Source organism: Fulvivirga sp. M361 (assembly GCF_007097395.1).
GTDB lineage: Bacteria > Bacteroidota > Bacteroidia > Cytophagales > Cyclobacteriaceae > Fulvivirga.
Window position 1 is genome coordinate 119,556 of the sequence record NZ_VKDC01000005.1, and the last position, 12,907, is coordinate 132,462.

13 protein-coding genes are annotated in these 12,907 nt (G+C 43.8%); all 13 read left to right on the forward strand.

Annotation, left to right across the window (positions count from 1 at the left end):
- Nucleotides 1-83: 83 nt before the first annotated feature.
- On the forward strand, nt 84-968 hold the full coding sequence (locus tag FNH22_RS05755; protein ID WP_370513169.1) for a pirin family protein: 885 nt from the start codon (nt 84-86) through the stop codon (nt 966-968).
- Between the two features lie 36 nt (nt 969-1,004).
- The gene (locus FNH22_RS05760; RefSeq protein WP_143397391.1) at nt 1,005-1,751 is read left to right on the forward strand and encodes a hydrolase; all 747 of its coding nucleotides are present in this window, start codon (nt 1,005-1,007) and stop codon (nt 1,749-1,751) included.
- Nucleotides 1,752-1,818: 67 nt separating this feature from the next.
- The gene (locus tag FNH22_RS05765; protein ID WP_143397392.1) at nt 1,819-3,630 is read left to right on the forward strand and encodes an amidohydrolase; all 1,812 of its coding nucleotides are present in this window, start codon (nt 1,819-1,821) and stop codon (nt 3,628-3,630) included.
- A 30-nt stretch (nt 3,631-3,660) separates the two neighbouring features.
- Nucleotides 3,661-4,188 (forward strand): YceI family protein, encoded by a 528-nt coding sequence (locus FNH22_RS05770; protein ID WP_143397393.1) that lies wholly within the window; start codon nt 3,661-3,663, stop codon nt 4,186-4,188.
- A 94-nt stretch (nt 4,189-4,282) separates the two neighbouring features.
- Nucleotides 4,283-5,665: a tyrosinase family protein gene (locus tag FNH22_RS05775; RefSeq protein WP_143397394.1), complete on the forward strand. Its 1,383-nt coding sequence runs from the start codon at nt 4,283-4,285 to the stop codon at nt 5,663-5,665.
- A complete protein-coding gene (locus FNH22_RS05780) occupies nt 5,662-6,273 on the forward strand; it encodes an SCO family protein (protein ID WP_143397395.1) in 612 nt (203 codons plus the stop codon). Before FNH22_RS05775 ends, FNH22_RS05780 begins: the two co-directional genes overlap by 4 nt.
- Nucleotides 6,274-6,285: 12 nt before the next feature.
- Nucleotides 6,286-6,711, forward strand: coding sequence for a DoxX family protein (locus FNH22_RS05785; protein WP_143397396.1), 426 nt, complete (start codon nt 6,286-6,288; stop codon nt 6,709-6,711).
- Entirely contained in the window at nt 6,708-7,157 is a 450-nt protein-coding gene (locus FNH22_RS05790) for a DMT family transporter (RefSeq protein WP_143397397.1), read from the forward strand. The genes FNH22_RS05785 and FNH22_RS05790 overlap by 4 nt, the downstream gene beginning before the upstream one ends.
- On the forward strand, nt 7,158-8,507 hold the full coding sequence (locus tag FNH22_RS05795; protein ID WP_143397398.1) for an alginate export family protein: 1,350 nt from the start codon (nt 7,158-7,160) through the stop codon (nt 8,505-8,507). It begins immediately after the preceding gene.
- Between the two features lie 234 nt (nt 8,508-8,741).
- Nucleotides 8,742-9,275: an RNA polymerase sigma-70 factor gene (locus tag FNH22_RS05800; RefSeq protein WP_185154092.1), complete on the forward strand. Its 534-nt coding sequence runs from the start codon at nt 8,742-8,744 to the stop codon at nt 9,273-9,275.
- Nucleotides 9,276-9,352: 77 nt separating this feature from the next.
- Nucleotides 9,353-10,306 carry a FecR family protein gene (locus FNH22_RS05805; RefSeq protein WP_143397400.1) on the forward strand — a complete coding sequence of 318 codons (954 nt, stop codon included), beginning with the start codon at nt 9,353-9,355 and terminating at the stop codon, nt 10,304-10,306.
- The gene (locus FNH22_RS05810) at nt 10,293-10,643 is read left to right on the forward strand and encodes a hypothetical protein (RefSeq protein WP_143397401.1); all 351 of its coding nucleotides are present in this window, start codon (nt 10,293-10,295) and stop codon (nt 10,641-10,643) included. The genes FNH22_RS05805 and FNH22_RS05810 overlap by 14 nt, the downstream gene beginning before the upstream one ends.
- A complete protein-coding gene (locus tag FNH22_RS05815) occupies nt 10,618-12,906 on the forward strand; it encodes a TonB-dependent receptor (RefSeq protein WP_143397402.1) in 2,289 nt (762 codons plus the stop codon). The genes FNH22_RS05810 and FNH22_RS05815 overlap by 26 nt, the downstream gene beginning before the upstream one ends.
- The last annotated feature ends 1 nt before the right edge of the window (nt 12,907 follow it).

Sequence of the window (12,907 nt, forward strand, 5' to 3'; positions counted from 1 at the left end):
ATAAGAAATATATAATCCACTCATTTCTTCATAAATAACTGATTATCATACACTTATTAGATTGGCATGAAAATAGGCCTAGAGTGAGCAAATGTATTGATAATGAAACGAAAGGAATTTATTTCAAAACACTCATAGGAAGTACACTTTCATTGGCAGGTCTCACCACCGCCTTCACCAGGGGAAAGGGCAATGAGATCTCCAATGAGAACGTAGGATTTAATCATTTACCTAATAAAGAACTAAAAACGATGAACACAATACTTCATAAATCAGACACACGTGGAGATGCTAACCACGGATGGTTACATTCCAGACATACATTCAGTTTCGCAAATTACCACAACCCGGAACGCATGAATTTTGGCGTACTGAGAGTACTCAACGATGACATTGTTTCAGCCAGCATGGGTTTTGGAACTCATCCGCATGAAAACATGGAAATCATTTCTATTCCACTGGAAGGTGACCTGGCGCATAAGGACAATATGGGGAATGCCACAGTGATCAGACAAGGCGACATACAGGTGATGAGCGCCGGCACAGGTGTACAACATTCTGAATTCAATCATAACAAGGACAAGGAAGTCAAATTTTTGCAGATCTGGATGTTTCCGGATAAAACCGGCGTAACGCCACGGTATGACCAAATCACCCTGGACATCGCCGATCGTAAAAATAAATTTCAACAGGTATTGTCCCCTGACAAAGATGACGCAGGAGTATGGGTACATCAGAATGCCTGGTTCAACATAGCTACTGTGGATAAGGGAAAAGAGTTGACCTATAAACTAAATGATCCGAGAAACAACGGTGTCTATGCGTTTGTACTCGATGGCGACACAACGATCAACTCCCAGGCCCTGAATAAACGTGATGGCCTGGGCATATGGGATGTAAGTGAACTCACCATTAAAGCGGACAGTGATATGGAATTACTGTTGATGGAAATCCCAATGAATCAATAACTCTTCAACTACCTAAATAACATAAACATGAAAACAATGAAATTATCAATCATAGCGCTTATATTTCTTATGGCCAACACCGGTTTTGCACAGTGGGACCAATACAACCCTAACCCCGATAATGATCCTTCGAATGCTTCAAAGGAACTTCTAAACCCTACCAACCATGTGCTATTAATGATAGATCATGAAAGTCAGATGGCTTTTGCGGTAGAGTCACAACCCATAGAAGAACTTAGGAATAACACAGGACTACTTTCCGCTTCTGCTGTCCTGTATGATGTGCCCACGGTAGTGACTACAGTGGCAGAGAAGTCGTTCAGCGGTCCTGTCTTCCCTGAGATCAGGGAGTATTTTCCAAATGAAAAAGAGTACATAGACCGAACCACAATGAACGCATGGGAAGACAAAAGAGTGGTAAAGGCTATAGGGGCCACCGGCAAAAAGAAGTTAGTGATCGCCGGTTTATGGACGGAAGTATGCACGCTTTCGGCGGCCTTATCAGCAATGGAAGACGGTTATGATGTGTATGTAGTGACCGATGCCTCAGGAGGTACTTCACAGGAAGCCCACGATATGGCGATCACTCGTATGATCCAGGTCGGTGTTAAGCCTGTTACGTCACTTCAATATCTACTCGAAATTCACAGGGATTGGGCGCGTAGTGATAAATACCTGGATGTGGTAAAGATCTCCAAGCGATATGGAGGCGCTTATGGTCTTGGGATCGATTACATCAAGACCATGCAAACCTGGATGAAAGAGAACGAAGGAAATCACTAAGTCTCCATTCAAATCAATCAATAGCCACTGGTGATAAAACCTTGCCAGTGGCTTAAACTCCAACATCATGAAGAGATTAACACAATTATTCGCCCTGTTGCTGATGCTGACATCCTGTGGCCGGGGAGCTAAAGACAATGAACAGCCCCACGCAGAGATTGCCGATATGATGATCATCAATGCAAAAGTAGCTGTAATGGATGAGCAAAGATCTATGGCGGAAGCCATTGCCATAAAAGATGGGTTGGTAGCGGCTACCGGGTCAATAGAAGCAGTCTCAAAATGGAAAGGCGACAGCACTACGGTGATCGACGCAGGAGGAAAGACCATTATTCCCGGGCTCAATGATTCACATCTCCATTTAACCCGGGGCGGGCGTTTTTTCAACGCAGAACTTCGATGGGACGGCGTCAAATCGCTAAAGAAAGCGCTTCAAATGCTCAAAGAGCAAGCTGAAAGAACACCGGAAGGTCAATGGGTAAGGGTCATTGGCGGATGGAGCCCATTTCAGTTTGAAGAAAAACGTTTCCCCACACCGGAAGAGATCAACGAAGCTACCGGAAACGTACCTGCCTATGTACTTTTCCTGTATAGCAGGGCATGGTTAAATCAGGCGGGATTAAACGTACTCGGTATTGATGAAAATACATCAGCTCCGGAAGGGAGCTCTTTTGAGAAAGGGCCTGACGGCAAACTGACAGGAGTACTTCTGGCAGAACCCAATCCTACCATACTTTATGCTCGTATTGGTTCCCTGCCCCCACTATCGGAAGATGAAATGGTCAACAGCACCAAACATTTCTACAGGGAACTCAACCGCTTCGGTGTTACCAGCGGAATTGATGCAGGCGGCGGCGGTCACAAGTTCCCAAAAGACTATAGCGGTACCAAAACGCTGGCGGAAGCCGGCAAAATGCCCCTCCGGCTGTCTTACTATCTTTTTCCTCAGAACAAGGGAGCAGAATATGCCGAATTCCAGGAGTGGATGGCCACCAATGAAATCGGCCAAAACGGTGAGATCCATTTGGAACACGGTTACGAACTGGAAGGTGGTGGAGAGTTTTTAGCCTGGAGCGCAGGTGATTTTGAAAACTTTCTGGCCCCGCAACCATTGCTCGATGAAAGACCTACCTGGAGGGCCGATCTAAAAAAGGTAATACAGCTGCATGTGGATAAGGGATGGCCCTTCAGGATACACGCCACCTATGGCGAAACGATTGCCAAAATGCTGGACGTGATAGAAGAGGTCAACCGGGAGACCAATGGTAAACTGGCCCAACAACGGTGGTTATTTGATCATGCCGAAACCATTAAAATGGAAGACCTCGATCGTATTAAAGCGCTGAATGGCGGTATAGCCGTTCAGGCGAGAATGGCCTATGCCGGGGAATTTTTTGTAGAACGATACGGCGCAGAAAAAGCGAAGCAAGCCCCTCCGGTGAAAAAAATGATGGAAGCGGGTCTTCCCGTGGGTGCAGGCACGGACGGCACCCGGGTGGCCAGTTACAACCCCTGGCCTGCGCTGTACTGGCTGATCACCGGAAAAACTGTAGGAGACCTCCGATTATCTGATGACACCAACTTGCTTTCCCGGGAGGATGCACTGCACTTATATACTAAAGGCAGTGCCTGGATCTCAAAAGAAGAAGACGTAAAAGGCACGCTAGAGGTGGGTAAATATGCTGATCTCAGCCTATTATCCAAAGATTACTTTTCCATACCGGCAGAACAGATCAAGGACCTGAAGTCGGTACTTACCGTAGTAGGTGGCGAAATAGTATATGGTGACGAAGAGTTTGAAGACATGTCACCAAAATTACCGGAAGTAATTCCGGCCTGGTCTCCGGTAAAATTCTACGGAGGCTATCAAACCAATTAACATCATTATAAAATTCAAAAAGAAACGAAAATGGAAACATTAACCAAAACGCAGTGGAACATTGACACCGCACATTCTGAAATCGCTTTCAAGGTAAAGCACATGATGATCTCAACCGTTACAGGGCATTTTGAAGACTTTGATGCCTCAATACATACCGATAAAGATGATTTCCAGGATGCTGAAATCTCTTTTTCAGCACAAACCGGTTCGATCAACACTAACAACAAAGACCGTGATAACCACTTAAGATCCGACGATTTTTTTAATGCTGAAAAATTCCCTGAAATAACATTCACTTCCACGTCATTCAACGGAAGTCTATTGACCGGTAATTTGACCATCAGGGATATCACCAAAGAGGTTACACTTAAAGCAGACTTTAACGGAATTGTGGTAGACCCTTACGGGCAAACCAAAGCAGGTTTCGAACTGGAAGGTGCGATCAACAGAAAGGATTTCAACCTTAGCTGGAGCGCTGTAACTGAGGCAGGGAGCATCGTTGTTGCAGATACCGTGAAGCTCGTGATCGCGGTACAATTTATTAAGCAGGCATAAATGAAATACCTGTAAGGAGACCTTTCTACCTCAAAAATAGTTGGTCTCCACTTTATTTTAACATCAGGAACTAACCCACTTCAAAGACGATGCTATGAAAAAAAAATCTAAAGAAACCCGCCGGTTTTTTTTACAAAAATCAGGGCTTACAGCCTTAGGGTTAACCAGCCTGGCTGCACTTCCCTCCTCTTTGGCAAAGACGCAGCCGGTCAAAGAGGCTCCGTTGCAACAAAGTAACCTCGTTACGCGCAAGAATATTGCCGATATTCCTGTGAATGACCCGGAAATAAAAGTGTTGAAAGAGGCGGTAGGCATTCTGAAAAAAAGATCAGACCGGTCCCCTTTGGACCCTATGGGTTGGACAGCGCATGGGATGCTTCATGCTACCTTTTGTGCTACCAGTATTTACGCCAACCAGGTGCATTACAACTGGTATGTGTGGCCCTGGCATAGACTGTACCTGTGGTCAATGGAGCAAAAACTTCAAAAGGCCGTAAATGAACCCAAACTGGCCCTTCATTATTGGGACTGGACCAAGAAAAACACCATCCCTGAACATTACTGGGGTGGTGAGAGTAACCCGTTATTCAACAATACCCGGCAGGTAACTGAACACGACATCATCCCAACGGATTTTATTAATGTCGGCGCCGGATTCCGGGCAGAAAGCTACAAAACGTTTGGTGGATACCCAGCCATAAAAAATCGTGGTGAGGCACAACTGGATGGCCTGGCGGAGCAGTCTTTTCATAACAACATCCACAACTGGATAGGGGGTCAAATGGCCACCTTTACGGAATCCGGTTTCGAACCTGTATTTTATGGTCATCACGGTAATTGCGACAGAATTTGGGAGGCCTGGCAAGCTTACAACCCTAAAAACAAACTTCCTGCAGGTGAGGAATGGCTGGAAAAGCGGCTTTTTGCCACAGATGGAAATGGCACACCTGTTGAATTCAAGATCAAAGAACTGCTGAACATCAATGACCTGGGGTATCAATTTGAAGATTTAAACCTGAACCCTGCATTTTGTAATCCATATGAGGTTGCCGATCTCCCGGACAGAGAAAAGACAAAGCAGGATTGCATTGCACCGTTAAACGTCCAAACCTCTGAAACCGGTGAGATCTACCAGGAATTCATCAACAAAGAACGGGCCCATGTCATTCTACATTTTGAACGGGCCCAGTTACCTTACCAGCCTTATTGTGCCAGGGTCTTTTTTGAATACGATAAAAACGGATCAAAGAAAAGTACATACAGCGGTACCTTCACGATTTTACCCATACTGGACCTTGACTCTGTACTCTTGCAAAATGGCGTGCACCTGCAAATCGAAATAGAAAAGGAAATTGCAGAGGTGATCCATGCTAATAAAGATGTACAGGTGATCTTCCAGCCTGTCCCTTTGCCTAATCGCGCCATTCCGAACGAAGCCTTAAAACTTGAAAACATCTCTTTAAAAATGGGAATATGAGAACAGGCCTTAATGTTATTATGCTTTCAATAGTGGTATTAAGTTGCCGGGATAATCCCGACAGTACGTTACCGATCTTGGGTGAGATGACTATAGACTCTGTCTCCGGGAATATAAAGTACTATCAGGCTCCGGAGTTTACCTACATAGATCAACGGAACAGGCCAATCACTCATGAGGATTTTGAGGGCAAGGTCCAGGTGGTCGACTTTTTTTTCACCAGTTGCCCAACCATTTGCCCTAAAATGACCCGTCATCTTAAAACGGTTCAGGACTACTTTATCAATGACCCCCGGGTGGCCATTATCTCATTTTCAATTGACCCTAAGCACGATACCCCTGAACGGCTGAAAAGTTATGCGGAAAACCATGGGGTCAATGACATGCAATGGTCACTTCTAACCGGTAATGGCCCGGATGTATTCGCATTATCCAAAGACTATAAGGTCATGGCTTTTGATGACAGGCTAGGAAATGAACCCAACCTTATCCACGACGGAACATTTGTGCTGGTCGATGACGAAAGGAAGATCCGGGGATATTACAATGGCCTCGATAAGGAGGACATAACACGGCTGATCAAAGACATTGAAAAATTACTCTCTTAGCTAAGATCGACGATGCTGAAAAAACTTGTTTTAAGTACTGATATTAATCCGGGCAGGCTGCATTTAAGCCTGTTAGCCTACCGGGTGCTTATTTCCTTATCACTTTTCAATACACATGGTATAAAAAAGGCACTAAATTTTGAGGAAACCCTGGCGCATATACCGGACCCGTTAGGGGTAGGAAGTGCAGCCAGCGCCTATTTTGCCTTATTAGCCAATGTAATTTGCCCGGCCTTTATTGCCTTGGGGCTTTTTACAAGGGCGGCCATTATCCCTGTACTTTCCATTACACTGATGGGCTTTTTTGTAGTCCATATATCAGATCCCTGGCCGGTTAAAGATGTACCACTGATGTATTCGATAACATTTTTATTGCTTCTGATACTAGGGCCTGGAAAGTATGCCTTAGACCATAAACTTTTCAACCAACAAAAATGAAAACTCAATTCCTTCTTATTGTCATCGCTATTGCAGCAGGAGCAGTATTGCCCTTGCAGGCAGGTTTAAATATACAACTTGGCAAAGCTGTGCATCAACCTATTTTTGCTGCTTTTGCTTCGTTTGTCATAGGCGCGGCCGGGTTACTGGTCTATTTATTTGTCCTTAAGTTTGACTTTACCAGCATCCCCCAGGTGAAGTCCACACCTCCCACAGTCTGGTTGGCAGGTATTCTGGGAGCATTTTATGTAGCTGCAGTGATCATTCTTGCTCCGAAATTAGGCGTAGCGCTTACCTTCTCACTGGTAGTTGCAGGCCAGATGGCCGTCTCCCTCCTACTAGACCATTTTGGCCTGATGCATTTACCGGTGAAACAGATCAATTGGCCCAGGGTCATAGGAGTTATTTTTTTAATCGCCGGCGTTTTGCTTATTCGGAGGTTTTGAATGAAACGTTTAATTGCCATCACTTTTACTCTGATCGCATTTACCTCCTCTGGCCAGGAAAAACAACTCAAATTCAAGTTATTAAGACAAGATGACACCCTACCCTTCCGGAGAGATTCCGTCCTGGGATCCCCCTATCCCAAAGTTAAATTCATCCCTTTTGGAGATCGGTCCAGCCTGAGTTTTGGAGGGAGTTACAGGTTCCAGGCAGAATCCTTCATCAATGAACAATTCAGCAGGGAAATGGACCAAAATGATGTTTGGTTTCTTAACCGGTTTATGCTTCATGCTCACCTGAAACTTGGAAATGAATTCGAGTGGTTTGCCGAACTTAACTCAAGTACCCTTTGGAGTAAGGAAAACCTGTCGCCGGTGGATAAAGATGAGCTGTCTATCAACCAGTTGTTTTTAAGGTACCACCTAACCGATGCGTGGAATATACTTGTAGGCCGTCAAAACCTGCGCCTCGGGAGTGGCAGGTTAATGGATATCCGTGAAGGGCCTAATGTCCGCCTGTCATTTGACATGGTCCAAATTCAATTCAGCAACAATAATACCTCGGTCACCAGTTTTTTTGCTGTCCCGGTACGTCAAAATCCGGGTGTTTTTGACAACGATGAACTGAATACCGCTGAATACCTTGCCGCCATTTATTTCACCCAAAAGTGGACTAAAAAATTCAATACTGACCTCTACGTTTTATATAAAAATGAGGACAATAAATCCTGGGGTCCGGGTACCGCTGACGACATGAGAGTTTCCTTAGGATTCAGGCATTTTGGCGAATGGAAGGGGCTTCAATACAACAATGAATTTGTCTATCAATTCGGAAGCTTTTCAACCGAAAGGATTAGCGCATGGACCGCCTCTTTTAATCTCAAAAAATCTGTTTCGTGGCTAAACCAACCGATAACCTTAGGTCTCAAAACGGAAGCCATAAGTGGCGACCAAGCCGCAGAGGACAGAAAGCTGAACACGTTTGACGCACTTTATCCGCGAGGTGCGTACTTCGGACGTGTAGCACGTTTCGGACCTTCCAATCTTATCGATGTTCACCCTTCCCTGGAAACCCAATTCGGACCACTGACCGTATCTCTTGATTACGTGGCATTCTGGAGGTTCTCCTCCAACGACGCCATCTATAACCCGGCCCTGGTGATAGAATATCCTGCCGACAATACAACACGATTCGTTGGCCATCAGATAGGCACCATTACCGGGTTGGAAATGAATAAACACTTCACGCTGGAATTAGAGACAAATGTGATCTTTCCCGGTGGTTTTCTCTCCGAATCAGGTCTGAACAACACCCTTTTCCATGGTGTGGTGACGGCGGAATTTAAGTTTTAGTCCAAGTTAATACAGGCCACTTCAAGTATAGTTCTTCAACCTGGATAATATTTAGTTATCCAGGGTACTTCCTTTGTTCTTTATTCTCATTGCAACGATGAGAAATATACCTTGGCATGTTAAATAAAGTCTTTATTTCATTTATAAATACCTAAATTCTGGGATAGAACCCTCACAATTTTGAGGGTGTCTGAAGTTTTAGGTGTACCAGGGTAATACATTAAACCATTTTACTTGAAGAAGGAAGTTGTATTAAAATTGAATAAAGGAGATGAATCTGCTTTAAAGGCGATTTTTGATGAATATTTCGAGCCATTGGTCCAGTACTCCTATGCTTATATTGGCGATAAGGAAGCTGCAAAGGACGTAGTACAACAATTCTATATCAGCTTATGGAAAAACAGGGAAAACCTTTCGCCTGATACGTTTGAATCTTACCTGTTTATATCCGTCAGAAATCGGTCCGTCAATTACCTGCGTGACACAAAAAAATGGGTCCGCATGGATCAGGTGCCTCAAGAGATGAGTTCTGATGCCGAAGAGTTCCATCAGACAGAAGCACACAAGATCATCCAATCTTATGTTCAATCCGGCATTGCCAGACTACCAAAAAAGTGTAAACGTATTTTCCTGCTCAGCAAAGCAGATGGCCTGACATATGCAGAAGTAGCCGATGAGCTGGATATTTCAGTAAAAACAGTAGAACGTCAAATGGGAATCGCACTAAAAAAACTCAGGACATACATGTCCGATTATCTCATTCCATGAGTCAGTTCTCCTAATTTAAAAATACAAAACTTGAGGGTAGTCGAAAATACCCGTGTACTCATAAAAAAGACGGTAATATGAATTGGGAAACAATAGCTAAAGTACTTAGCAAAGAATTACCATCAGAAGAACGAAGGAAGATGGAAGGGGTGACAAGAGAAAATGAATCCGATGAAAAAATACTCAATGAAATTATGCAATGGTGGCCAAAGCAGCTCTCAAAAAACAGCATCCATCTCTCGGATAAAGAGAAGGAGTCTGCCTGGAAAGAAATCCACTCAGAAATTGATAAAACTACAATACGTCAAATACCATTAAAAAAGTGGGCGCTTAGAATTGCTGCTTCTCTAAGCCTGATACTGGTGGGTTATCTTATGTGGCCCTCAAATCAAAAAGTGGTGACCACAACAGGTCAGAAATCGGAAATTATATTGACGGATGGGTCCACCGTTTTCCTGAACCACTCCAGTGTTCTGAAATACAAAAAATCTTTTGGTGAAGACTCCAGGGAGATCCAGCTAGAGGGCGAAGCATTCTTTGAAGTGAAAAAAAAACCTGAATTGCCTTTCGTGATCAATACTGGTGGTACTTCGGTGAGTGTACTGGGGACATCATTCAATGTGCACTCCAGAAAGAAAAACAGCGTCATAGAAGTCACAGTAGTAACAGGAAAAGTCCGTTTTAATGGAGCGGGAAAGGAAGAAATAATTTTACCAGGAGAAATGGGAATTTATGATCGTTCCACAGGGCAACTCATCAAAGTTTCATTGGACGAATTCAACACAATGGCCTGGCACAGCAGAAAGTTGGAATTCGAATCAACCGCTTTTGATCAGATTGAAAAAACACTTGAAAAAGTTTTTGATATTGAAATCATCGTAACCAACCCTGATATATATAACTGCAACGTTACATCGGTCATTCAATTTGATGACCCGGAAGAGGTGCTGGAAATACTCGGGTTAACCATGGGATTTGATTATGAAATAAATGAGAGAAAAATTCAAATTTCAGGAGATGGGTGCCATTAGATCTTTACTAAAAACAGGCTTATCAGGTATCTTCTGTTTGGTCAGCACAGTGCTTTCTGCACAGCAATCCGGTCCGGTGATCCGGTTTCAACACCGGGAGGTAACATTGGCAAAAGCCTTGAAAGTTGTATCTGAACAAACTGACATAGAGTTTTCTTACGTTGAAACCCTTTTTGACAAAGAACAGGTGATTGCCCTGAATAAAGAAGTTTATATACTAGAGGAATTTCTTGATCTTGTCTTCAAACTTATAAGGGTAACCTGGACCCGGAGAAATGATCTGGTCATACTTTCGAAAGAAAAACCAGTAGATCGAAAAAAAAAAAGTAACCATTAGCGGGTTCCTCACCGATGAAGAATCCGGAGAAAGCCTGATAGGTGCTCATGTCATAGACCTGAACAATGCCCGGGGGGTCACCACCAATTCATATGGTTTTTATAGCCTGACAACGCATAGTTACCCACAAAAGATCTCTTACTCGTACATAGGATACCAGTCTGAAGAGAAGGTGCTGCATAGCGAAAGAGATACCGTTATCAATATGCTGTTGAAGGCAAATTCCCAATTACTCGAAGAAATTACAGTTAGTGGTCATGTTCCTATTTTCGAAAAAACCCAGATGAGCAGTATTACGCTTAAAAGTGAAGAGATCAAATCGGCACCTGCTTTTATGGGTGAAGTGGACATTCTTAAGACGATCCAGCTTTTGCCAGGAATACAATCCGGTTCGGAAGGTACATCCGGCATCTATGTTCGCGGCGGGGGACCGGATCAAAACCTGATCCTACTTGATGGAGTGCCGGTCTATAATGCCAGCCATCTTTTCGGGTTCTTCTCCATTTTCAATGCCGACGCCATCCAAAATGTTAACCTGATCAAGGGAGGCTTTCCGGCACGATATGGTGGCAGACTATCTTCAGTAATAGACATTAACATGAAGGAAGGGAACAATAATGAATTCCATGGAGAAGGTGCCATCGGAAATGTAGCTACAAAACTGACTATAGAAGGTCCTATCCATAAAGGAAAAACGTCTTACATGCTTTCAGGCCGAAGAACTTTTATGGACTTATTCATGGTGCCCTTAGCAAAGTTGGCTGATAGTGACCAAATCACTTCCTATTATTTTGGTGATATCAACGCAAAGGTGAATCATATGTTTTCCGACAAGGACCGGGTATTTCTCAGCGCATATGCAGGCAAGGATAAGTTTAAAGAAAGCGTCGATGCTATTTCTAACTTTGGAAACGTCATAGAGGACCTCAATGAGGATACAGACCTAAATTGGGGAAACATCACCACCGCGATACGATGGAATCATGTTTACAGTCCACGACTATTTGGGAACCTCACCACCACTTTTAGTCGATACGAGCTTAACCTGTCTACCAAAGTCGATGTCAAATTTGACAGGAACGGGACTATTGAAAATATCTTCCGGCGCAATACTTATACCTCAAACATCCGGGACTGGGCAGCAAAAATTGATTTTGACTATTTACCCTCAAATAATCACCATATACGGTTTGGAGCTTCTGCCATCGACCACCTGTTTGAACCGGGAGCCTCGCGTTTTCAGTCGCATCTGGAGACGGATACTACTTTCGGCTCATCCAACATAAATACGCAAGAGTTCTACACCTACATAGAAGATGAGATCAGGGTATCGAATCGTTTTAGTTTAAACGCAGGCATCCACCTGTCAGGATCTATGGCTGAAAACACATTTTATCCTTCATTTCAACCCCGGATCTCTACCAATTACCAATTCTCAGAGTTTTTTTCTGTAAAGGCTTCCTATGCCCGAATGGCCCAATACATACATCTTTTAGTGAATTCGGGTGTAGGGTTGCCTACAGACCTGTGGGTGCCGGTAACGGATAGAATAAAACCACAAATAGCGGATCAGGTGGCACTGGGAGTGGCCATGGAAGTAGCCGGCAAATTTGAACTTACCGTAGAAGGGTATTATAAATGGATGTCCGGCTTGGTCGAGTATAAGGACGGCGCAGGCTTTTTGGACATAGACAATGCCTGGGAAGATAAAATTGAAACCGGAGAAGGATACAGCTACGGCATAGAGCTCTTAGTACAAAAACGGCTGGGAAAAACCACCGGTTGGTTGGGATACACCTGGTCGAAAAACAAGAGAGATTTTGAAAACCTCAACTTTGGCAGGGAATTTTATTACCGATATGACCGCAGGCATGATATAAGTCTGACGCTAAACCACAAGCTAAAAGCAAATATCGATTTAGGATTTATCTGGGTTTACGGAACCGGTTTTCCGGTTACACTGCCTACCGCCACCTACAAAAGGTCAAATGATCATATTACAGGAAAGGTCAGGGGAACTGATTTCATCAAAGATTTCCACGGTCGCAATGCTACCAGAACGAAAGACTATCATCGCCTGGATATCAGCATAAGCTTCTCTAAAAAGAAGAAATGGGGTGAACGAAAATGGGTTTTTGGCCTCTACAATACCTATTCTCGTTTGAATCCGACTTTCGTAGAATTTAATGTGGACAAAAAGCAGTTTACACAGCTGAGCCTCTTCCCTATTATTCCCGCTTTTAGCTATCAATTCAAATTTTAAA